The 21,981-nt window shown below is 73.0% G+C and carries 21 protein-coding genes and 1 tRNA gene; 7 read left to right on the forward strand and 15 right to left on the reverse strand.

The annotated features are described in order from the left end of the window. Positions 1-29: 29 nt before the first annotated feature. Positions 30-1,544 carry an MFS transporter gene (locus MID12_RS10180; protein WP_078844875.1) on the reverse strand — a complete coding sequence of 505 codons (1,515 nt, stop codon included), beginning with the start codon at positions 1,542-1,544 and terminating at the stop codon, positions 30-32. A gap of 464 nt (positions 1,545-2,008) precedes the next feature. After that, positions 2,009-2,566 carry a TetR/AcrR family transcriptional regulator gene (locus tag MID12_RS10185; RefSeq protein ID WP_263166316.1) on the reverse strand — a complete coding sequence of 186 codons (558 nt, stop codon included), beginning with the start codon at positions 2,564-2,566 and terminating at the stop codon, positions 2,009-2,011. Positions 2,567-2,725: 159 nt separating this feature from the next. Between MID12_RS10185 and MID12_RS10190 the strand changes: the two genes are divergently transcribed. Then, on the forward strand, positions 2,726-3,745 hold the full coding sequence (locus MID12_RS10190; RefSeq protein ID WP_263166318.1) for an NADP-dependent oxidoreductase: 1,020 nt from the start codon (positions 2,726-2,728) through the stop codon (positions 3,743-3,745). A gap of 153 nt (positions 3,746-3,898) precedes the next feature. On the opposite strand, the gene MID12_RS10195 is transcribed toward MID12_RS10190, so the two are convergent. Then, a complete protein-coding gene (locus MID12_RS10195) occupies positions 3,899-5,110 on the reverse strand; it encodes a DUF445 domain-containing protein (RefSeq protein ID WP_107071487.1) in 1,212 nt (403 codons plus the stop codon). A gap of 404 nt (positions 5,111-5,514) precedes the next feature. Here MID12_RS10195 and MID12_RS10200 point away from each other — a divergent pair, with 404 nt between their 5' ends. Then, entirely contained in the window at positions 5,515-6,840 is a 1,326-nt protein-coding gene (locus MID12_RS10200) for an SGNH/GDSL hydrolase family protein (protein WP_040249115.1), read from the forward strand. Positions 6,841-7,014: 174 nt separating this feature from the next. Continuing rightward, complete coding sequence (locus MID12_RS10205) at positions 7,015-7,701, forward strand: alpha/beta fold hydrolase (RefSeq protein WP_263166322.1); 687 nt, start codon at positions 7,015-7,017, stop codon at positions 7,699-7,701. A gap of 48 nt (positions 7,702-7,749) precedes the next feature. Here the strand turns inward: MID12_RS10205 and MID12_RS10210 are convergent, their stop codons facing one another. From MID12_RS10210 to MID12_RS10225, 4 genes are all read right to left on the reverse strand, one after another. Next, positions 7,750-8,580: a DUF1707 domain-containing protein gene (locus MID12_RS10210; protein ID WP_040249123.1), complete on the reverse strand. Its 831-nt coding sequence runs from the start codon at positions 8,578-8,580 to the stop codon at positions 7,750-7,752. Positions 8,581-8,590: 10 nt separating this feature from the next. After that, on the reverse strand, positions 8,591-9,637 hold the full coding sequence (locus MID12_RS10215; RefSeq protein WP_263166325.1) for an ATP-binding cassette domain-containing protein: 1,047 nt from the start codon (positions 9,635-9,637) through the stop codon (positions 8,591-8,593). A 7-nt stretch (positions 9,638-9,644) separates the two neighbouring features. Next, positions 9,645-10,493: an ABC transporter permease gene (locus MID12_RS10220; protein ID WP_052483107.1), complete on the reverse strand. Its 849-nt coding sequence runs from the start codon at positions 10,491-10,493 to the stop codon at positions 9,645-9,647. A 76-nt stretch (positions 10,494-10,569) separates the two neighbouring features. After that, positions 10,570-11,382 carry an ABC transporter permease gene (locus MID12_RS10225; RefSeq protein ID WP_040256775.1) on the reverse strand — a complete coding sequence of 271 codons (813 nt, stop codon included), beginning with the start codon at positions 11,380-11,382 and terminating at the stop codon, positions 10,570-10,572. Between the two features lie 208 nt (positions 11,383-11,590). On the opposite strand from MID12_RS10225, the gene MID12_RS10230 reads away from it, so the two are divergent. Continuing rightward, complete coding sequence (locus MID12_RS10230; protein WP_263166327.1) at positions 11,591-13,969, forward strand: transglycosylase domain-containing protein; 2,379 nt, start codon at positions 11,591-11,593, stop codon at positions 13,967-13,969. A gap of 180 nt (positions 13,970-14,149) precedes the next feature. On the opposite strand, the gene MID12_RS10235 is transcribed toward MID12_RS10230, so the two are convergent. Both MID12_RS10235 and MID12_RS10240 read right to left on the reverse strand, forming a co-directional pair. Then, entirely contained in the window at positions 14,150-14,491 is a 342-nt protein-coding gene (locus MID12_RS10235; RefSeq protein WP_040249125.1) for a GroES family chaperonin, read from the reverse strand. 43 nt (positions 14,492-14,534) lie between these two features. Further along, entirely contained in the window at positions 14,535-14,849 is a 315-nt protein-coding gene (locus tag MID12_RS10240; protein WP_040249128.1) for a DUF3618 domain-containing protein, read from the reverse strand. 157 nt (positions 14,850-15,006) lie between these two features. On the opposite strand from MID12_RS10240, the gene bcp reads away from it, so the two are divergent. From bcp to MID12_RS10255, 3 genes are all read left to right on the forward strand, one after another. Then, positions 15,007-15,483: a thioredoxin-dependent thiol peroxidase gene (bcp, locus tag MID12_RS10245; RefSeq protein WP_040249131.1), complete on the forward strand. Its 477-nt coding sequence runs from the start codon at positions 15,007-15,009 to the stop codon at positions 15,481-15,483. 198 nt (positions 15,484-15,681) lie between these two features. After that, the gene (gene proP / locus MID12_RS10250; protein WP_263166330.1) at positions 15,682-17,178 is read left to right on the forward strand and encodes a glycine betaine/L-proline transporter ProP; all 1,497 of its coding nucleotides are present in this window, start codon (positions 15,682-15,684) and stop codon (positions 17,176-17,178) included. A 58-nt stretch (positions 17,179-17,236) separates the two neighbouring features. Beyond that, positions 17,237-17,319, forward strand: a tRNA-Leu gene (locus tag MID12_RS10255). A gap of 74 nt (positions 17,320-17,393) precedes the next feature. Here MID12_RS10255 and rdgB read toward each other — a convergent pair. The 6 genes from rdgB to MID12_RS10285 all read right to left on the reverse strand — a co-directional run bounded on the left by rdgB (position 17,394) and on the right by MID12_RS10285 (position 21,978). After that, complete coding sequence (rdgB, locus tag MID12_RS10260) at positions 17,394-17,999, reverse strand: RdgB/HAM1 family non-canonical purine NTP pyrophosphatase (RefSeq protein WP_040249136.1); 606 nt, start codon at positions 17,997-17,999, stop codon at positions 17,394-17,396. A 58-nt stretch (positions 18,000-18,057) separates the two neighbouring features. Continuing rightward, a complete protein-coding gene (locus MID12_RS10265) occupies positions 18,058-18,450 on the reverse strand; it encodes a hypothetical protein (RefSeq protein WP_263166333.1) in 393 nt (130 codons plus the stop codon). A 231-nt stretch (positions 18,451-18,681) separates the two neighbouring features. Further along, entirely contained in the window at positions 18,682-19,416 is a 735-nt protein-coding gene (gene rph, locus MID12_RS10270) for a ribonuclease PH (RefSeq protein WP_263166336.1), read from the reverse strand. Between the two features lie 105 nt (positions 19,417-19,521). After that, positions 19,522-19,755, reverse strand: coding sequence for a glucose PTS transporter subunit EIIB (locus MID12_RS10275; protein ID WP_040249144.1), 234 nt, complete (start codon positions 19,753-19,755; stop codon positions 19,522-19,524). A gap of 187 nt (positions 19,756-19,942) precedes the next feature. Next, positions 19,943-20,695 carry an MBL fold metallo-hydrolase gene (locus MID12_RS10280; protein ID WP_040249147.1) on the reverse strand — a complete coding sequence of 251 codons (753 nt, stop codon included), beginning with the start codon at positions 20,693-20,695 and terminating at the stop codon, positions 19,943-19,945. A gap of 332 nt (positions 20,696-21,027) precedes the next feature. Beyond that, a complete protein-coding gene (locus tag MID12_RS10285; RefSeq protein ID WP_263166342.1) occupies positions 21,028-21,978 on the reverse strand; it encodes a PLP-dependent cysteine synthase family protein in 951 nt (316 codons plus the stop codon). Positions 21,979-21,981: the final 3 nt, after the last annotated feature.

The following is a 21,981-nucleotide window of genomic DNA, read 5'->3' on the forward strand; positions in this document are numbered from 1 at the left end:
ACGGGGCACCCCGACCGCGTACGTACCGCTCAGACAGCCGAGAGCGGCTTGGCGATGTCCTCCAGGCTGCGCTGCTCGGCGCGTACCGCGAGGAAGGCGGCGACCAGTCCGGCCAGGCACATCAGACCGGCGCCGAGCTGGAAGGCGAGGACGGTGTCGCCGACCTTCCCGGACTCGGTGAGGTCGGCGAAGATCAGCGGGCCGGAGATACCGCCCGCGGCCGTGCCGATCGCGTAGAAGAAGGCGATGGCCATCGCCCTGGTCTCCATCGGGAAGATCTCCGAGACGGTGAGATAGGCGCTGGAGGCACCGGCCGAGGCGAAGAAGAGCACCGCGCACCAGCAGGCCGTCATGGTGGTCGCGTCCAGCGAGCCGCGGTCGAAGAGCCAGGCCGTGCCGAAGAGCAGGATGCCGGAGATCAGGTAGGTGGAGGAGATCATGATCCGGCGGCCGAGGGTGTCGAAGAGCTTGCCGAGGGCGAGCGGGCCGAGGAAGTTCCCGGCGGCGATCACCGCGAAGTAGTAGCCGGTGTTGCCGGAGGGCACGTCGAAGAAGGTGGTCAGGATGGCGCCGAAGCCGAAGGTGATCGCGTTGTAGAGGAAGGCCTGCCCGATGAAGAGGGAGAGGCCGAGGACGGCGCGCTTGGGGTACGTACCGAAGACGGTCCTGGCGATCAGGCCGAAGCCGACGCTCTTGCGCTGGTGGATGGTGAGCGCGGGACCGGGCTCGGGCAGCTTGCGCCCGTGCTCCTGCTCCACCTCGCGCTCCACCGAGGAGACCAGTTCCTCGGCGTGCTCGCCGCGGCCGTGGATGAACTGCCAGCGCGGGCTCTCCGGCACATGGCGGCGCACGAGCAGGATCACCAGTCCGAGTACGACGCCCATGGCGAAGGTGAGCCGCCAGCCGAGGTCCTTGGGGAAGATCGCGGTGTTCAGGGCGAGCACCGAGAGCAGGGAGCCGCCGACCGCGCCGAGCCAGTAGCTGCCGTTGATGATCAGGTCGACGCGGCCGCGGTACTTGGACGGGATCAGCTCGTCGATGGCCGAGTTGATGGCCGCGTACTCGCCGCCGATGCCGAAGCCGGTGAGGAAGCGGAAGAGGAAGAACCACCAGGCGTCGAAGGAGAGCGCGGTCATCGCGGTGGCGGCGAGATAGACGGCGAGCGTGACCATGAAGAGCTTCTTGCGGCCGTAGCGGTCGGTGAGCCACCCGAAGAAGAGGGCGCCCACGCAGGCGCCCGCGACGTAGAGGGCGGCGGCCAGGCCGGTGATCTGCGCGGAGGTGATGTCCAGTCCGCTGCCGTCCTCGGAGAGCCGGCTGGCGATGTTGCCGACCGTGGTGACCTCCAGGCCGTCCAGGATCCACACGGTGCCGAGGCCGATCACGATCATCCAGTGCCACCGGGACCAGGGCAGCCGGTCGAGCCGGGCCGGTACGGCGGTGGTCACGGTGCCGCCGGTCGGGTCACCGGGTCCGCCGCCGGACGGATCGCCGGAGCCGCCGGTGGACCGGTGGCCGGAACCTGGCTCGGATGTCTCGGACATGGCTCCCTCTTCCTGCACGCTTCCCTGCACGCGGCGACCGGAGCGCGGCTGGCGGCCCGCCCCGGCCGGACGGTCATCCGGTTCGGGTGCCCGTTCTGCGGTACCGGATGCCCGCTCCGCGGCGGGGCATGAGCACCGGCTCGGTCCACCGTGCGCGCGCGGCCCCGCCGCGGCTTACCAGCCTGCCGCTACGGGGGGATTTCGGCCTGTCGGCCGGGTGGGGGGTGCGGCATCCGGGGCGTACGGGGCGGGGTGCGGTCCCCTGGCCGCGCTGGGCGCGAGCCGGCCTCCCGGCACGGGCAGGTCCTCCCGGCACGGGCAGGTCCTCCGGCGCGGGCAGGTCCTCCGGCGCGGGCCGGTCCCGTCAGAGGCGAGACGGTTTCATCCGACGCGGACCGGTCCCGTCAGACGCGGGCCGATCCCGTCAGACGCGGGCCGATCCCGTCAGACGCGGGCCGATCCCGTCAGACGCGGGCCGGTCCCGTCAGGATCGCGCTCGCGACCACCTCGAAGAGGTGATCGGCGCTCGGTGCGAAGGAGGGCTGGTCCCCGAGCCAGGCGAGCGCGGCGATCAGCGCGAACAGCTCGTCGCCGTCGAGGTCGCCGCGCGCCGCGCCCGCGGCCTGGGCGCGCTCCAGGAGCCGCGCACCGGCCGCGCGCAGGGTGGTGCAGGAGGCGTGCAGCGCGGAGTCGGGGTCCTCGATGGCGGCCGCCATCAGCACGGTCACGCCCCGGTAGGTCGTGGTCCAGGAGACGCAGTCGCGCAGCCAGGCCAGCAGCGCGTCCTCGGCGGACTGCGAGGCCGCCAACTCCTCGGCCTGGGCGGTCAGTTCCTCGAAGCTGGTACGGAGCAGGGCGTCGAGCAGCGCCTCGCGCGTCGGGAAGTGCCGCAGCAGGGTCGCGAGCCCGACGCCCGCCCTGCGCGCGAGGTCGCGCATCGAGGTGTCCACGCCCTGCTCGGCGACGGCCTCGCGCGCCACGGTGAGCAACTGGTCCCGGTTCTTCCTGGCGTCCGCCCGCATCCACACCCTCCCGGCCCTCCGGAACCGTGCCCCGGTCGCGCCTCGGCCGCGCCCCGATTGACGATCCGGATCAGTGGTCCACATATTCGGTTCAGTGATCCGGATAAACGGATCGCCGATCCGTTCAGCGTACCCGCCGCGAGGAACCAGGAGAAACCGATGCCGACACCCACCATGCAAGCGATCCGGCTGCACCAGTACGGCGGCCCCGGGGTGCTGCGCCTGGACGAGGTGCCGGTGCCCGAGCCCGGTCCGGGTGAGGTCCTCGTCCGGGTGCACGCGGCCGGTCTCAACCCTCCCGACTGGTACGTACGCGAGGGGATGCCCGGGGTGCCCGACGAGTTCACACCGCCCTTCGCGCTGCCCCTGATCCCCGGGACCGATGTCTCCGGCACCGTGGCGGCCGTGGCCCCCGACGCCCCCGGCTTCGCGGTCGGGGACGAGGTCTGCGGGCTGCTGCGCTTCCCCGACTCCCTCCAGGGCGGCGCCTACGCCGAGTACGTCACCGCTCCGGCGGCCGACCTCGCCCGCAAGCCCTCCGGTGTCAGCCACGTCGACGCCGCCGCGCTGCCCATGTCGGGGCTGACGGCCTGGCAGTTCCTGATCGACCTCGGGCACGACCACCCCTCGCCGTTCCAGGAGGCCCGGCACCGCCCGGCGGCCCTCGGCAGCGGGACCACGGTGCTCGTCAACGGCGCCGCCGGGGGCGTGGGGCACCTCGGCCTCCAACTGGCCAAGTGGCGGGGAGCCCGCGTGGTCGCCGTGGCCTCCGGTCCCCATGAGGCCTTCCTGCGCGAGCTGGGCGCCGACGCCTTCGTCGACTACACCGCCCAGCGGCCCGAGGAGGCCGTACGGGACATGGACCTGGTCCTCGACACCGTCGGGGGCCCGCACAGCAGGCGCTTCCTGCGCACCCTCAAGCGCGGCGGATCGCTCTACCCGGTGTACTTCGGCGCGTTCGACGAGGCGGAGAACGAGCGGCTGGGGGTCACCGTGACGGGCACCCAGGTCCGCTCGAACGGCGCCCAACTCGCCGAACTGCTCGGCCTCCTGGACGCGGGCACCCTCCGCCTCGCGATCGAGGGCACCTTCCCCCTCGCGGACGCCTCGGCGGCGCACGAACGCGCCGCCCGGGGCCACCTCCGGGGCAAGCTCGTGCTGACGGTCGCCGAGGACTGACCCGGCCGCCCGGGACGCAAGGCGCCGGTCCGAGCAGGACCGACAGCCGGTCCGAGCAGGACCGACGGCCGGCCCGAGCAGGACCGACCGCCGGTCCGAGCAGGACCGACCGCCGGCCCGAGCAGGACGTACCGGCCCCGGGATCGGCGGGTCTCAGGCCCCCAGCCCCCGCGAGGCCGCGTAGATCACCAGCCCGGCGAGGGAGCCCACCACCGTGCCGTTGATGCGGATGAACTGGAGGTCGCGGCCGATGTGGGCCTCGATCTTGCGGGTGGTCTGCTCGGCGTCCCAGCCCGCGACGGTCTCGGTGATCAGGGAGGTGATCTCCCGGCGGTAGGTGGTGACCACGTAGACGGCGGCGCCCTCGACCCAGCGGTCGACCTTCGCCTGGAGCCCGGCGTCCGCCGCCATCCGGGAGCCGAGCGAGAGGAGGGCGGCGCGTACCCGCAGGCGCAGTTCGCTGCGCTCGTCCTCGGCCGCCGCGACCATCATGGCCCGTACCGAGGACCAGGCGGAGGCGATGAGGTCCTGCACCTCGTCGCGGGCCAGCACCTCGCTCTTGAGGCGTTCGACGCGGGCCCGGGTGTCCGGGTCGGCGCGCAGATCGGCGGCGAAGTCGGTGAGGAAGCGGTCCAGGGCGCCGCGGGCGGGGTGGCCCGGCATGTCGCGCATCTCGGCGAGGAAGCGCAGGAGTTCCTTGTAGACGCGCTCGCCGACCCGGCGGTCCACGAAGCGGGGCGTCCACCCGGGGGCGCCGCCCTGCACCGCGCCCATCACCGAGTCGCTGTGCACCTCCAGCCAGTCGTGGGCGCGGACGCAGATCAGGTCGACGACACGGTGGTGGCCGCCGTCGGTGACGATCCGCTCCAGCAGGTCGCCGAGGCCGGGGGCGATCTCCTGGGCGTCGGCGCGGCGGGTGATGGCCTCGCCGACGACGGCCTGCACATCGGAGTCGCGCAGCACGGCGAGGGCGCCGCGCAGGGCGGTGGCGAGCTCGGCGGTGACCCGGTCGGCGTGCTCGGGCGCGGCGAGCCAGGCGCCGAGCCTGCTGCCGATGCCGACGGCCCGCAGCCGCTGGCGCACCACCTCCTCGGAGAGGAAGTTCTCGCCGACGAACTCGCCCAGGGAGACGCCGAGTTGGTCCTTCTTCGTCGGGATGATCGCGGTGTGCGGGATGGGCAGGCCGAGCGGGTGGCGGAAGAGGGCGGTGACCGCGAACCAGTCGGCGAGCGCGCCGACCATGCCCGCCTCCGCCGCCGCGGCCGTATAGCCCGCCCAGGCACCGGCGCCCTGGTGCTCGGCCCAGGTGGCGAGGACGTAGACGACGGCGACGCCGAGCAGGAGGGCGAGGGCGAGGGCCTTCATCCGCCGTACCCCGCGGCGGCGTTCCTCGTCCGCCGCGCTGTCTGTGAATCCGCTCACAGGCGTGGTCGGCGCTCCGCCCGGGGCGGGCTCCTTCTCGGCCGTTTCATCCACTTTCGCGCGTTCCGTTCGCTGGGCAGTTCCGCAGGTCCCGCCCGCATTGTGCCCTGCCGGGGGTACGGGTGGGATCCACAGGGCGCCCGGCTGCGTCTGGTGGGAGGGGGGACGAAGGCGTCCTGATCAATGCCGCATCATGGATCCGTACCAGAACCGCGGATCCGTACCGGAGCCGCCGTCACGGGGCCCTGGGGCTCAGGCACTTCGCCCCCGCACCGCCGCCCCCGCGGGCCCGGTGCACCACCACCGCACCGGAGCACCCGCTCCCCTGCCCGAGGAGACCGCACCGCATGACCAGGCGCCACGGTTATGCCTCGCTCGCCGCCATCGTCGCCGTCGTGATCGTCGTCTCGACGGCCATCTACCTCGGCGTCTCCAGGAGCGCGGACGGCGACCGGGACACCCTGGCCGGTTCGGGCGGCGGCGCGAAGAACCCGGCCGCGCCCGCCTCCACGGCCTCCTGGGTGAGCAGTTGGTCCGCCTCGCCGGTGGGCGGCGAGCCCGGCACCGCGGTCCGCGGGCTGGCCGGCACCTCGCTGCGCAACCTCGTGCACACCAGCGTCGGCGGCTCCGGCGCCCGGGTCACCCTCTCGAACCTCTTCGGCCGCGGCCCGCTGACGATCTCGCACGCCTCGCTCGCGCTCGCCGCGGGCCCGGACTCCGCGACCGCCGCCCCCGGCACCATGCGCCGCCTCACCTTCCGCGGCAGCCCCCGGTTCGTCATCCCGGTCGGCCGCCAGGTGGTCACCGACCCGGTGCGGCTCGCCGTCCCGCACGACGCCGACGTCCTCGTCAGCACCTACTCGCCCGCCCCCGCCGGTCCGGTGACCTACCACCCGCACGCCCGGCAGACCTCCTTCGCGGCCCGCGGCGACCACACGGAGAACCCGAACGGCGCCCCGTACACCGCGCGCACCGACCACTGGCGGTACGTCACCGCGCTCGACGTGCTGACCCAGACCGCCAACGGCACCGTGGTCGTCCTCGGCGACTCGCTCACCGACGGCATCAGCTCCACCCCGGACGCCAACCACCGCTGGACCGACTTCCTCGCCGAGCGGCTGCGCACCGAGAACGGCGCCCCGCGCTACGGCGTCGTCAACCAGGGCATCAGCGGCAACCGGATCCTCACGGACGGCCTCGGGCGCCCCTCCTTCAACCCGAGCGGCCTCTCCCGCTTCGAGCGGGACGTGCTCGGCCGCAGCGGCGCCAGGGCCGTGGTCATCGTCCTCGGCGTCAACGACATCCTGCGCACCCCGCACGAGACCGACCCGGCCCGGATGGCCGAGGGCCTGCGGGAGTTGACCCGCAAGGCGCGCGAGCGCGGGCTTCGGGTGATCGGCGCGACCCTGATGCCCTTCAAGGGCCACCGCGGCTACCAGGACACCCTGGAGAACACCCGCCGGGGCCTCAACAACGAGATCCGCTCCGGCCGCGTCTTCGACACCTACGTCGACTTCGACAAGGCCGTGCGGGACCCCTACGACTGGCGGCGGCTGCGCCCCGAGTACGACAGCGGCGACCACCTGCACCTCAGCGACGAGGGCTACCAGCGGATGGCCCAGTCCTTCAACCTGGCCCAGCTGCGCAAGGGGACGGAACCGGCGCGGCTCTGACCGGACCGGCACGGCTCCGATCGGACCGGCACGGCTGAGACCGGACCGGCCCCGACCCGCACGGCTGCGGACGCGCTGTCCGGACCGCCCGGGCACGCGGGCACGCGAAACACCCCGACGAGCGGGCACGCGGAACAAGCGGATGAGCGGAGACGCGGAGCGGAGGACGACGGCGTGAGCAGGCTGCACGTACAGGAGTGGGGGCGGGGCGAGCGGGTGACCGTGCTCGTCCACGGGATGACGACGGACGCGGGCTCGTGGTGGCGGGTCGGTCCCGAACTGGCCGAGCGGGGCTACCGGGTGCTCGCCCCCGACCTGCCGGGGCACGGCGACAGCCCCCGCGGCGCGTACACCCTGCGCGCGATGGGCGAGGCGCTGGCCGCGTCGGTCCCCCGGGGGCCGGAGCTCGCCATCGGCCACTCGCTGGGCGGCACCGTGCTCGCCTACGCGGTGGATCGCCTCCGGCCCGCCCGTGCCGTCTACGAGGACCCGCCGTGGGGCGCGCCGCCCGGCCCCGAGGTGGCCGCCTTCCTCGACTCCCAGCGCGGCTGGACCCGGGAGCGGCTGGCCGCCTTCCACCCGGGGTGGCCGGAGCAGGCGGTCCGGGAGAAGCACCGGGGGCTGTCCCGCTGGGACCCGGCGACCGTGGAGGTGGCCCGGGAGTACCCGGGGCGGCGGACGGCACCGCCGCCCGGCCCCTCGCTCGTACTGGCCGGTGACCGGCAGCCGATGATCGACGAGGCGCTCGCCGGACAGCTGCGTACCGAGGGTTATGAGGTACGAGTGGTGGCCGGGGCGGGCCACAACATCCACAACGACGACGTGGACGGTTTCCTCGCCGCGCTCGACGGGTGGTTGTAGAGCCCCCGACCGGGTGGTTGCCGGGTCCCGGACCGGCCCCTGCTCTCCTCAGCCGTCCCGGCGGCGGTCGCGCCGGTCCCCGCGGTCCTTGTCCAGGTCGGCTCGGCGGTCCGTACGGTCCTTCTCCAAGTCGGCGCGGCGGCCCTCCAGTTGGGGATGGCGGTCGTCGGGCCGGGCGTGGCGGTCGTCCAGTTCGGCGCGGCGGGCCTCGCGGCGGTCCAGGCGCTCGGCGCGGCGCTCCTCGCGCAGCCGGAGCTTCTCGGCGCGGCGGAGCTTGCGTTCCACGCCGACGCCGCCCATCAGGGAGAAGCCGGTGACCGTGACCTGCGGGGAGCCCGGGGTGCCCTGGCCCCCGGCGGCGTCGCCGAAGCCGCCCATGATGCCGATTCCCGTGACGCGTACGGTCAGTTCGGGCGGGACGGTCACATGGACGCCGCCCATGACCGTGAAGCAGCGGATGACCGCCTCGTCCGCCTCGAAGTCGGCCTCGCGCAGGTCGATCTCGCCGCCGCCCCAGACGGCGAAGGCGGTGAACACCCGGGGCACCGTCCACCGGCCCTTGCGGCTGAAACCGCTCCAGAAGGCGAAGGCGCCCTTGGAGGTGGGCGCGCCGCCGATCCGGTCGGGCCAGTGCACCTCCCCGTCCGGGCGCTCGGCTCCGGCACCCGGCGCCTTGGCGGGCGCGACCGCCCCGGCGCCCGGCAGATCGCGGGTCAGCGGGGCCAACTCCCCGTAGGTGCGCGCCCGGTAGACCGCGTCGAGGCGTTCGTCGAACTCCTCCATGTCGAGCCGCCCCTCGGCGACCGCCTCCCGCAGGATCTCGGCGACCCGGTCGCGGTCGGCGTCGGAGGCACGCAGTTCGGGGAGGTCGTCGCTCATGGGGGGCAGCCTACGAGGTCGCCCTGCCCGCGTACATCCGGGCGATGACGGCCTCGATGTCGGGCTCGCGCACCGAGAGGTCGAGCAGCGGGTAGCGGGCGGCCACCTCGGCGACCAGCGGGGCCGCGGACTGCGCGGCCGGGAAGGCGAGCCACTGGCGCGGGCCCTCGGTGCGCACCACCCGTGCCGAGGCGATCTGGAGCGGCGGGAGTTCGCGCTCCAGGTCGACGACGAGCATCCGCTCGCTCTCCCCCGCCTCGTGCAGACCGGCGAGCGCCCCGTCGTACATCAGGCGGCCGTGGTCGATGACCATCACCCGGTGGCAGAGCTGCTCGATGTCGGTGAGGTCGTGGGTGGTGAGCAGGACCGTGGTGCCGCGTGCGGTGTTGAGGTCCTTCAGGAAGGCGCGTACCCGGGCCTTGGAGAGCACGTCGAGGCCGATGGTGGGCTCGTCCAGGTAGAGGATCTCCGGGTCGTGCAGCAGGGCCGCGGCGATGTCCCCGCGCATCCGCTGGCCGAGCGAGAGCTGCCGGACGGGGGTGTCAAGAAGGGCGCCCAGTTCGAGGAGTTCGACGCAGCGGTCGAGGTTCTCCCGGTAGCGCGCGTCCGGGATGCGGTACATCCGGTGCATCAGGCGGTACGAGTCGAGCAGCGGCAGGTCCCACCAGAGGGTGGTGCGCTGGCCGAAGACGACGCCGATGCGGCGGGCCAGGCGGGTGCGCTCCCGGGCCGGGTCGATACCGGCGACGCGCAGCCGCCCGCCGCTCGGGGTGAGGATGCCGGTCAGCATCTTGATGGTGGTGGACTTGCCCGCGCCGTTCGGGCCGATGTAGCCGACCATCTCCCCGCGCGCGACCTCGAAGCTGAGCGAGTCGACCGCCCGTACCTCCTGCTTCTCCCGCCGCAGCCGCCGCCCGTTCCTGCGCCGCACCTCGAAGACCTTCTCCACGCCGTCGAGCCGGATGAGGGCGGGGGCGGCGGCGGGGGCGGCGCTCGGTGCCGGGTCGGTGGCGGGTGGCGGGGCGGCCTGGGGCCCGTGCGCGGCTTCGGCGGTCATCTGGTTCTCAACTCCCGGTACTGCGGTACGAGGCAAGGCCCGCGCGCCAGGCGAGTCCCGCCGGCGCGCAGCAGGCGAGGGCGACGAGCGGCGGGGTGAAGGCGAGCCAGCCGGGCAGCCCGAGGGGGTAGTCCCGGCCGAGGATGTACAGCGCGGGCAGCCAGCTCACGAAGGCGAGCGGCACCACGCAGGTCACCGAGCGCAGCAGGTCCTTGCCGAAGACGGTCGGCGGGTACTGGAGCAGGGTGACCCCGCCGTAGGTGAAGGAGTTCTGCACCTCGGCGGCGTCCTGCGCGAGGAACTGGAAGGCCGCCCCGCAGACGAACACCGCCCCGAAGATGACCGCCCCGCTCAGCAGCATCAGCGGCACCATGAGCACCTTCAGCGGGGACCAGTCCACGTCCAGGACCCAGAGGGCGTAGCCGAGGATCAGCAGTCCCTGGGTGATCCGGCCGAGCCGCCGCAGCGCGAAGCGGTCGGCGGCCACCTGGGCGAGCACCGGCACCGGCCGCACCAGCAGGGTGTCCAGGGTGCCGTCGCGCACCCGGCGCCCGAGCCGGTCCATGGAGCCGAGCAGCAGGTCCGCGATGCCGAAGGCGGTCCCGGCGCTGCCGTAGAGCAGGGCCACCTCGGGCAGTTGGTAGCCGCCGAGCCGGTCGACCTGCGAGAACATCAGCAGGATGGCGACGAAGTCGAGGGCGGTCGCGGCGAAGTTGCCGAAGAGGGTCATCGCGAAGGAGGCCCGGTAGGCCATGGTGGAGCGGATCCACATCGCGCAGATCAGGCCGTAGGCGCGCAGGCCCTGGAGCAGCCGGGCGCCCCGACCGGACTCCCCCGCGGACTCGCCGAAGTCCAGGGGCTCCCCGGGCTCAAGGGACCCGGCGGACGCGGCAGACCCAGCGGACGCGGCGGACCCCGCGTACTCGACGGACTCAGCCACCCTGCACCACCACCCGCCGCGTCGCCACCGTCTGGAGCAGCCGCCCCAGGGTGAGCAGGGCCGCCGCCCAGCCGAGCTGGAAGGCGTAGCCGGAGAGCAGGGCGGCGCCGGTGCGTTCGCCGAGCAGGACGTCCGCGGGCAGCTGCATCAGCGAGGCCCAGGGCAGCAGCCGGGCGATCTCGCCGAGCAGTCCGGGGAACACGTTCAGCGGAAGCAGCATGCCGGAGAAGAAGATGCCCGTCAGCCAGGCCATCTGGGCGACCCCGGCGCCGTCCATCAGCCAGAAGGCGGAGAGCGCCACCAGGAACCGGATCGCGAAGCTCACCAGGAGCCCGAGCAGCGCCGCGCCCAGGAAGGCCAGCCAGCGCAGCGGATCCGCCGGGAGCGCCAGGTCGAAGACGAGGGCGCCGAAGAGCATCGGCACCAGGCCCCGGGCGAGCAGGTGGAACAGGCCCCGGCCCAGGTCCCCGGCCAGCCACCACAGTTGGAGGTCGGCGGGCCGGTACAGGTCGATCGCCACGTCCCCGCTGCGGATCCGCTCGATCAGCTCGTCCTCGAAGCCGCCGCCGAGCACCGCCATCACCATGTGCAGCGACTGGCCCAGCCAGACGTACGTCAGGGCCTGCGCCTGGTCGTAGCCGCCGAGGCCGGGGCGCTGGTCCCAGAGGGCGAGATAGGTGTAGGCGAGGATCAGGCCGAAGACGGTGTTGGTGAACACCCCCGCCGCCGTCGCCGTCCGATAGGTCGCATGCCGCCGGAAGCTCCCGCGCGCCACCGCGCCGTAGAGCCGGACCGACCCTGTCACCACGCCCCCTCACCCCGCCGCCACCGGCCGTTCGGCACCAAAGCGCCCGAGCCTAGCCCCGCCCCTCCCCGGCCGCCACGTGTTTTTTCCCGGGAGCGCCCGAGCGGCGCCCTCCGGAACGCGGGCCGGGAGCCGCGGTGCGAGAGTGTCCCCAGAGGTGCGTAAGAGACATACAGCGCAGAACCGGCAATCGGGAGTTCAGTGCGACATGGGCGACGACGAGCCGCAGCACCGCGAGAGGCGCGAGACGACGGGGGCACCGGGCGGGGCACCGGGGGACGCGCCGGGCTGGACCCCCCGCACCGCCGCGGACGACGGGGCCGGACCCGGGAGACCGGCCGCGGGCCGCGGCCGAAGGACCCGTACCGGCTGGCGGCGCTTCCTGCCCAGCCTGCGCCTCGTCCTCGGCGGCTTCATCGGCGTGATCCTGCTCGGCGTCGCGGGCTTCCTGACCGGCTACCTCACGGTCGACATCCCGGACGCCAACGCCAACGCCACCGCCGAGAGCAATGTCTACCTCTACGCCGACGGCAGCCAGCTCGCCCGCGACGGCGACGTCAACCGCGAGAACATCCCGCTCGGCCAGGTACCCGAGCACGTCCAGCACAGCGTGCTCGCCGCCGAGGACCGCGACTTCTACGAGGAGTCGGCGGTCGACCCCCAGGCGATGGTGCGCGCGGCCTGGAACACCGCCACCGGCAAGGGCCGCCAGTCCGGCTCCACCATCACCCAGCAGTACGTGAAGAACTACTACCTGGGCCAGGAGCAGACCGTCACCCGCAAGTTCAAGGAGTTCTTCATCTCCATCAAGCTCGACCGGGAGCAGAGCAAGCAGGAGATCCTCCAGGGCTATCTGAACACCAGCTTCTTCGGCCGCAATGCCTACGGCATCCAGGCCGCCGCCCAGGCCTACTACGGCGTCGACGCCGCCCATCTGACCACCGCCCAGGGCGCCTACCTCGCCTCCCTGCTGAACGCCCCCAGCGTCTACGACGTCGTCGCGCACCCGGAGAACACCCGCCGCGCGGTGGCCCGCTGGAACTACGTGCTCGACGGCATGGTCCAGCAGAAGTGGCTCAGCCGCACCGAGCGCGCCGGGCTCACCTTCCCGGTGCCGCACCGGGCGAAGAACACCATCGGCACCGGGATGGCGGGCCAGCGCGGCTACATCGTGCGGGCGGTCAAGGAGTACCTGCAGAGCAACGGCATCATCGGCGAGAAGGAGCTGGCCACCGGCGGCCACCGGATCACCACCACGCTCCAGCGGGGCAAGCAGAACGCCCTCACCGAGGCCGTCGACGAGCAGCTGCTCTCGCTGCGCGACAGCGACCGGCCCGAGGACCGCAACGTCCGCGCGGGCGGCGTCGCCCTCGACCCCGCCGACGGCGATGTGGTGGCGATGTACGGCGGGGTCGACTACACGAAGCAGTACGTCAACAACGCCACCCGGCGCGACTACCAGGTCGGCTCCTCCTTCAAGCCCTTCGTCTTCACCGCGGCCGTCGAGCACCGCTCGCGCACCCAGGACGGCCGCCGGATCGGCCCGCACACCAAGTACGACGGCACCAGCTCGCGCACCGTCCAGGGCTGGAGCGGCGAGCGCTACGCGCCCGAGAACGAGGACAAGAAGTCCTACGGACAGCTCTCCGTGAAGCAGGCCACCGACAAGTCCGTCAACGCCGTCTACGCGCAGATGGCCGCCGACGTCGGGCCGCAGAAGGTCCTCGACACCGCCGTCGCGCTCGGCATCCCGCGCACCACCCCCGACCTCACGGCCTCGCCCTCCCTCGCGCTCGGCACCGCCACCGCGAGCCCGCTCGACCTCGCCCAGGCCTACGCGACCCTCGCCGACCACGGCGAGCACCACCCGTACACCCTGGTCACCAAGGTCGCCAAGAAGGGCGAGAAGACCCGCGAACCGGCCCGGCACGCGTCCCGGCAGGCGGTCAGCCGGGCCTCCGCCGACACCACCACCGCGGTGCTGCGCGGCGTCGTCGAGGGCGGCACCGGCACCGCGGCGCAGAGCGCGGGCCGCCCCGCCGCGGGCAAGACCGGCACCGCGGAGGAGGACACCGCGGCCTGGTTCGCCGGGTACACCCCCGACCTGGCCACCGTGATCACCGTCATGGGCCAGAACCCCGTCTCGGGCTCGCACACCCCGCTGTACGGGGCGCTGGGCCAGGCCCGGATCAACGGCGGCGGCTACCCGGCCGCCATCTGGGGCCAGTTCACCGAGGCCGCCCTCGAAGGCCGCCCCGCCAAGGCCTTCGACCTGCGCCTGGCCCCGGGCGCCACCAAGCCCGACCCCTCGGACTCCGGGAGCGCCTCCGCCTCCCCCAGCGAGGAGGGCGAGGAGAACGGCCGCGAGGACGGGTACGGCGACGGCGAGGAGCCGGAGGAGGGCACCCGGGAGCCCGGCACCGAGGACCCCGGCACGGACGACCCCGGCACGGACGACCCCGGCACCGCGGAACCCAGCCAGGAGTACGGCGAACCGCGGGACGAGGCCGGCAGCGGCGAGCGGCCGTCACCCGAGAGCCCGGCGGGCGGCTCCGAGCCCTTCTGGCGCCCGGAGCGGCTGCGCTGACGACCGGGCGGGCCCGGGCACGGCGACGGGGCCGGTGAGCAACTCACCGGCCCCGTATGCCACTTGGGCCGTGGCGGCCACGCTCGCGGTCCGCCTCCGGACCCCGGGAGGAGGCGCCTTCAGGAACGCCGTACGGCTCCCTCTGGGACCCCGCGGCTCACAGACAGGGCCCCGTACGGCTCACAGATAGAGCCCCGTCGAGTCCTGGGAGCCCTCGAAGCGGTCGGCGGCCACCGCGTGCAGGTCGCGCTCGCGCATCAGCACATAGCCGACCCCGCGCACCTCGACCTCGGCGCGGTCCTCCGGGTCGAAGAGCACCCGGTCCCCGGCCTCCACGGTGCGGACGTTCTGCCCGACGGCGACGACCTCGGCCCAGGCGAGGCGCCGGCCCACCGCCGCGGTGGCGGGGATCAGGATGCCGCCGCCGGAGCGCCGCTCGCCCTCGGCGGTGTCCTGCCGCACGAGCACGCGGTCGTGCAGCATCCGGATGGGGAGTTTGTCGTCCTGGCTCTTCTCGCTCACGCCCCGCAACCTACCTGTCCGGACCCCGCCGGGACCGCGCGGGTCAACGCCTGCCGCGGCGCACGACGACCAGCGAGGTCAGCCCGACCACGACCACCGCCGCCGGGATCACCCGCTCCAGGCGCGGGGCGCCCTCCTCCGAGACGAACTGGCCGCGCACCGAGGACACCACGCGGTTCGCGGTCACGTACGCGCGGCCGAGGGTGTGGTCGACGCGGGCCGCGAACGAGGCCTTGGCGTCGCCGATGATGGTCTTCGGGTGCACTCGCACACCGATCTCGTCGAGCGTCTCGGCGAGCGTCACCCGACGCTGCTCGATGTCCGCCTCGATCTGCGTGGGAGTCCTGGCGTCCGACACCGGGCTGCCTCCGTGGTCGTTGTCCGAAAGTTCTCTTCCCAACAGTCTGTCAGCTCCACCGCCGCCGCACCCCACGGCACCCCTGAATGCCCGGCGTACCCTCGACGCGTAACCAGCCCCGGGGACCTGAAACCCCGCTTCGCGAGGAGTACGACCCATGAGCGAGCGCCTCACCACCGGCGACACCGCCCCGGCCTTCACCCTGCCCGACGCCGACGGCAAGAGCGTGTCCCTGGCCGACCACCGGGGCCGCAAGACGATCGTGTACTTCTACCCGGCCGCCCTCACCCCCGGCTGCACCAAGCAGGCCTGCGACTTCACCGACAACCTCGAACTCCTCGCGGAATCCGGCTACGACGTCCTCGGCATCTCCCCCGACAAGCCGGAGAAGCTCGCGAAATTCCGCGAGAAGGAGAACCTGAAAGTCACCCTGCTGGCCGACCCCGACAAGTCCGTGCTCACCGCCTACGGCGCCTTCGGCGAGAAGAAGCTGTACGGGAAGACGGTCACCGGAGTCATCCGTTCCACCGTGGTCGTGGACGAGGACGGAAAGGTCGAGCGCGCCCTCTACAACGTCCGCGCGACCGGCCATGTGGCGAAAATCCTCAAGGACCTCGGCATCGCCGCCGACTGAGCCCGCCGCGCCGATGGACCGTAGAACCCCCAGGCCGGGCCGGTGACATGCCGGACCGCCGCAGCACCGAGGGCCTCCGCGGGAGCGGGGGCCCTCGGCCGTCCAGGGGAATCCGCGCCGCCCGCCCCTCGTTTGCGTCCGCCTGAGCGCGGAAGAAGACTGCCCTGGAACCCCGGCGGCGGACGAAGGGATTCATCGATGGCGGTCAACGGTCTGGAAGAAGCAGGCGATCCGGCGGCGCTCAAGCGCCACCGCACCCTCTTCCGCGCCGTCAAACGCCGCCGGAACCCGCCGCTGCGCCGCACCGACATCACCGTCACCGACGAGGCCGCCGTCAAGCGCGCCGTGAAGGCCGCCGCGCTCGGCAATGCCATGGAGTGGTTCGACTTCGGCATCTACAGCTATCTCGCGGTCACCATCGGGCACGTCTTCTTTCCCAGCGGAAACGACACGGCACAGCTCATCTCCTCGTTCGCCACCTTCGCCGTCAGCTTCCTGGTGCGGCCGCTCGGCGGAATGTTCTTCGGGCCCATGGGCGACAAGATCGGCCGCAAGAAGGTGCTCGCCCTCACGATGATCCTGATGGCGATCGGCACCTTCGCCATCGGCCTCATTCCGTCGTACGCGACCATCGGATTCTGGGCCCCGGCGCTGCTCATCCTCTTCCGCCTGATCCAGGGTTTCTCCACCGGCGGCGAATACGGCGGCGCCTCCACCTTCATCGCCGAATACGCCCCCGACAAGCGCCGCGGATTCTTCGGCAGCTTCCTCGAATTCGGCACCCTCGCCGGATACATCGGCGCCGCCGGCCTGGTCACGATCCTCACCGCCCTGCTCGGCGACGGCGGCATGGAGTCCTGGGGCTGGCGGGTGCCCTTCCTGGTCGCCGGTCCGCTCGGCCTGGTCGGGCTCTATCTGCGGCTGCGGCTGGACGAGACCCCGGCCTTCCAGAAGCTGGAGGACGAGTCCACGCACAGCGCCTCGGAGGCCGCGCACGTCGAGACCACCGCCAAGGGCGACCTCGCCAAGATCTTCCGCGACCACTGGCCGACGCTGGTGCTCTGCGTCTGCCTGGTCGGCGCGTACAACGTCACCAACTACACGCTGCTCTCGTACATGCCGACCTATCTCACCGACGAACTCGACTACGACGAGAGCCACGGGCTGCTGCTGCTCATCGGCACCATGGCGGTGCTGCTCCTGGTCATCAACCAGGTCGGCAGGCTCTCCGACCGGATCGGCCGCAAGCCGCTGCTGATGGCCGGGATGCTCGGCTTCCTCGTGCTGTCGGCCCCGGCCTTCCTGCTGCTGCACCAGGGCAGCGTGCTCGCCGTCTCGGGCGGGATGCTGCTGCTCGGCTTCAGCCTGGTCTGCCTGCTCGGCACCATGTCCGCGGCGCTGCCCGCCCTCTTCCCCACCGACGTCCGCTACGGCTCGCTCTCCGTCGGCTACAACCTCTCCGCCTCCCTCTTCGGCGGCACCACACCCCTGGTCGTCACGGCCCTGATCAGCGTCACCGGCACCGACATGATGCCCGCGTACTACGCCATGGCCGCCGCCCTGGTCGGGGTGGCCTCGGTCGCCGCCATGAAGGAGACCGCCCGCCGGCCGCTGGCCGGTTCGCCGCCCGCGGTGGCCACCGACGAGGAGGCCGCCGCGCTGGTGGAGTCGAAGGCGCCGGTGCCGCGGTTCTGAGGCCGGGCAACGCGGTGGAGTGCCGGGGGCCCGGGCCAGTACGATGTCCCGGCGACTGGCGGCGGTGGCGCAGTCGGCGACGCAGCAGGTTTAGGTCCTGTGGCCCCCAGGGGCTTGAGGGTTCGAATCCCTTCCGCCGCACCGTGAGGGGTCCGTGTTCCGCGCCGCGGGACACGGACCCCTGTGCGTACGCCCCGCGTCTGCGGGCCGGGCTCTCAGGCGCCGACCAGCTCCCGTACCACCGGCACCAGAGCGCGGAAGGCCTTGCCGCGGTGGCTGATCGCGTTCTTCTCCTCGGGGCTCAGCTCGGCACAGGTGCGGCTCTCGCCCTCGGGCTGGAGGACGGGGTCGTAGCCGAAGCCGCCGGTGCCGTGCGGGGAGCGGCGCAGGGTGCCGGTCAGGCGGCCCTCGACCACCCGCTCGGTGCCGTCCGGCAGGGCGAGGGCGGCGGCGCAGGCGAAGTGGGCGCCGCGGTGCGGCATGTCGATGTCGGAGAGCTGGGCGAGCAGGAGCTCCAGGTTGGCCCGGTCGTCGCCGTGCCGCCCCGCCCAGCGGGCGGAGAAGATGCCGGGGGCGCCGCCGAGGACGTCGACGCAGAGCCCGGAGTCGTCGGCGACGGCGGGCAGCCCGGTCGCGCGGGCGAGGGCGTGCGCCTTGAGCAGAGCGTTCTCGGCGAAGGTGACGCCGGTCTCCTTGACGTCGGGGATGTCCGGGTAGTCCTCGGCGCCGAGGAGTTCGTGCGGGAGTCCGGCGGCGGCGAGGATCGCCCTCAGCTCGGTGATCTTTCCGGCGTTGCGGGTGGCAAGGATCAGGCGGGTCATGCGCCCAGTATCGCGGGCGGCCCGGGTGCTCCCCCACCCGAGCCGGGCCCGGGCGGGTTCAGGGGGTGCAGACCTTGGTCAGCTCGCCCGCGGCGTCCGTGACGGGGCTGATGTCCGGGGTCTCGTCGCCGTTCTTCAGCGCCGTACGGACGTTGGTGACCGCCCGGTCGAGGTCGTCGACGGCCTTGTTGACGTCGGTGTTGTCGGTCTTGTCGCCGATCTCGTCGAGGTTCTTGTCGATGTCGTCGAGGGCCTCGTCCGCCTGGGCGGGGTTGTCGGAGGCGTTCTCGACGGCCTGTTGGAGCGCGGTGACGCTGTCGGCGATGGCATCGGCGGTCTGCACGCAGTCCAGCGCCTTGTCGAGGGCGCTGCAGCCGACGGCGGCGGGGGCGAGCAGTGCCACGCTCGCGAGAACTGCGGCGGCGGTGATGGTGCGGCGGCGCGTGGCCATGTCGGCGGTCCCTCCCGAGAGTCATGGTGCGGGCGCTTCGCCGGAGCGTCGCGCCCGCACCAGTAGAAACGCGGAGGGGTGCTTCTTGGTTGCTTCTTTACCGTTTGCGCATACGGGTGTGACGGCTCTCTCACCGAGGGCCCGCCCGGCGGCGGCGCGCGCGGGGCGCGTTTGCCCAAGTGGGCGGCGTGCCCGGGGTGTTGGGTGACCCGGCCCGCCCCGCCGGAGGGTTCAGCCCGCGGTCTGCTCCAGTGCCGCCTGCTGGAGGGCGGCGAGTTCGCCGCAGCCGGTGACGGCGAGGTCGAGGAGGGCGTCCAGCTCCTCGCGGGCGAAGGGCTCGGCCTCGGCGGTGCCCTGGACCTCGACGAAGCGGCCGTCGCCGGTGCAGACCACGTTCATGTCGGTCTCGGCGCGCACGTCCTCCTCGTAGCAGAGGTCGAGCAGCGGCACCTGGCCGACGATGCCGACGCTGACCGCGCTCACGGTCCCGGTCAGCGGCTTGCGGCCGGGCTTGACGAGCTTCCTGCCCTGGGCCCAGGTGAGGGCGTCGGCGAGGGCGACATAGGCGCCGGTGATGGCGGCGGTGCGGGTGCCGCCGTCGGCCTGGAGGACGTCGCAGTCGAGGACCACGGTGTTCTCGCCGAGCGCCTTGTAGTCGATGACCGCGCGCAGCGAACGCCCGATGAGGCGGCTGATCTCATGGGTGCGCCCGCCGATCTTGCCGCGCACCGACTCGCGGTCGCCCCGGGTGTTGGTGGCCCGCGGCAGCATGGCGTACTCGGCGGTGACCCACCCCTCCCCGCTGCCCTTGCGCCAGCGCGGGACGCCCTCGGTGACGGAGGCGTTGCACAGGACTCTGGTGTCGCCGAAGGAGACGAGGACGGAGCCCTCGGCATGCTTGCTCCAGCCGCGCTGGAGGGTGACGGGACGCAGCTGTGCGGGGGTTCGGCCGTCGATTCGAGACATGGTGGTGAGCCTAGCCCGCCGGGCAGAGGCCCCCGTACGCCGCCCTGGCGGCCCGGGGCCGGGTGCCCGCCGCGCGGCCCGGTGCGAGGGCCGCGCGGCCGGGGCTCACATCATGTCCTCGATCTCGTGCACGACGGGGTCGGCGTCGCTGCCGATGACGACCTGCACGGCGCTGCCCATCTTGACGACCCCGTGGGCGCCGGCCGCCTTGAGCGCGGCCTCGTCGACGTTGTCCTGGTTCTCGACCTCGGTGCGCAGGCGCGTCACGCAGCCCTCGACCTCGATGATGTTCTCGACTCCGCCCAGTCCGGCGACGATCTTCTCTGCCTTGGTGGCCATGGTGCGCTCCGGGGGTTTCGGTGGCCCGCGCCCACGCGGTCCGTTTTGTCACGGTAACCCACGGTCCGCCGATCTTCACGGGCGGTGCCCCGGCCCCCGGCCTCGGCCCGCCCGGCACCGGCGAAGGCCCTGCGCGCGGTGCGGACGCGGGGCCTTCGGGGGGCGGGGGCGCGGTGCTCGCGCGGGCTCAGATCTCGTACGTGGCGCGGGGCGCGGCGAGTTCGACCGGGCCCTCGAAGACCTCGCGGGCGTCGGCGAGGTTGGTCCGGGCGTCGGTCCACGGCGGGATGTGGGTCAGCACCAGGCGGCCCACGCCCGCGCGCCGGGCGCTCTCGCCCGCCTCGCGGCCGTTGAGGTGCAGGTCGGGGACGTCCTCCTTGCCGTGCGTGAAGGCGGCTTCGCACAGGAAGAGGTCGCTGCCCTCGGCGAGGGCGTCGAGTTCGGGGGCCACCCCGGTGTCGCCGGAGTAGGTGAGGGAGCGGCCGCCGTGTTCGAGGCGGATGGCGTAGGCCTCGACGGGGTGGCGCACCCGCTCGGTGCGTACCGCGAAGGGGCCGATCTCGAAGGCGGCCGGCTTGACGGTGTGGAAGTCGAAGACCTCGCTCATCGAGGAGGCGCTCGGGGTGTCGGCGTAGGCGGTGGTCAGGCGCTGCTCGGTGCCCTCGGGGCCGTAGACGGGCAGGGCGGGGCAGCGGCCGCCGTCGTGCCGGTAGTAGCGGGCGACGAAGTAGCCCAGCATGTCGATGCAGTGGTCGGCGTGCAGATGGCTGAGGAAGATCGCGTCGAGGTCGTAGAGACCGCAGTGGCGCTGCAGCTCGCCGAGGGCACCGTTGCCCAGGTCGAGGAGCAGCCGGAAGCCGTCGGCCTCGACGAGGTAGCTCGAACAGGCCGATTCCGCGGACGGGAACGACCCCGAGCAGCCGACGACGGTGAGCTTCATGGGAGCTGGAACCTCCGCGCTGGCAGGGGACGGGGGGCGTACGGGTCCGTCGAGGGTAAGGCGCGGAACTGGGGGCCGCTCCTTCGCGGCGGGTCGTTGTGGGAGAACTCACCTGCGCTGTCACCGGTTCGGATGGCCCCGGGCAGAGGTGTACGGAAAAGCCCGCGGCGGCAGGTGTGCGGGGCGCCCGGGAGGGGGAAAGGGGCGAGGGCGCACCCCCGGTGTGCGGGGTGCGCCCTCGGTGCGTGGCGGGTGCGGTCGGGGCGGCGGGCCGGACCGTACGCGGCGGCTCGGGTCCGCGGTCCGCCCCTCCCGCGGCCGGTCCGGGTGGCTCAGGCCCAGAGCTGGCCCTGAAGGGTCTCGATGGCCTCTTCGGTGGTGGCGGCGGTGTAGACGCCGGTGGAGAGGTACTTCCAGCCGCCGTCCGCGACGACGAAGACGATGTCGGCCTCCTCGCCCGCGTCCAGCGCCTTCTTCCCGACGCCGAGCGCGGCGTGCAGGGCGGCCCCGGTGGAGACGCCCGCGAAGATGCCCTCCTCGCGCAGGAGTTCACGGGTACGGGTGACGGCGTCGGCGGAGCCCACCGAGTAGCGGGAGGTGAGCACGGAGGCCTCGTACAGCTCGGGGACGAAGCCCTCGTCGAGGTTGCGCAGCCCGTAGACCAGGTCGTCGTAGCGCGGCTCGGCGGCGACGATCTTCACCTCGGGCTTGTTGGCGCGCAGATAGCGGCCGACGCCCATCAGGGTGCCGGTGGTGCCGAGGCCCGCGACGAAGTGGGTGACCGAGGGCAGGTCGGCGAGGATCTCGGGGCCGGTGGTGGCGAAGTGGGCGCCCGCGTTGTCCGGGTTGCCGTACTGGTAGAGCATCACCCAGTCCGGGTGCTCGGCGGAGAGCTCCTTGGCGACCCGCACGGCCGTGTTGGAGCCGCCCGCGGCGGGGCTGGAGATGATCTCGGCGCCCCACATGGCGAGCAGTTCACGCCGCTCCGAGGAGGTGTTCTCGGGCAGTACGCAGACGATGCGGTAGCCCTTGAGCCGGGCGGCCATGGCCAGCGAGATGCCGGTGTTGCCGCTGGTGGGTTCGAGGATGGTGCAGCCCGGGGTGAGCCGCCCGTCCTTCTCCGCCTGCTCGATCATGTGCAGGGCGGGCCGGTCCTTGACGGAGCCGGTGGGATTGCGGTCCTCCAGCTTGGCCCAGATGCGGACGGATTCGGCGGGCGAGAGCCGCGGCAGGCGCACCAGGGGGGTGTTGCCCACCGCGGCGAGGGGGCTGTCGTAGCGCATCCG

Origin of the sequence: Streptomyces sp. SCSIO ZS0520 (genome assembly GCF_025643355.1) — a bacterium.
Lineage (GTDB): Bacteria > Actinomycetota > Actinomycetes > Streptomycetales > Streptomycetaceae > Streptomyces > Streptomyces physcomitrii.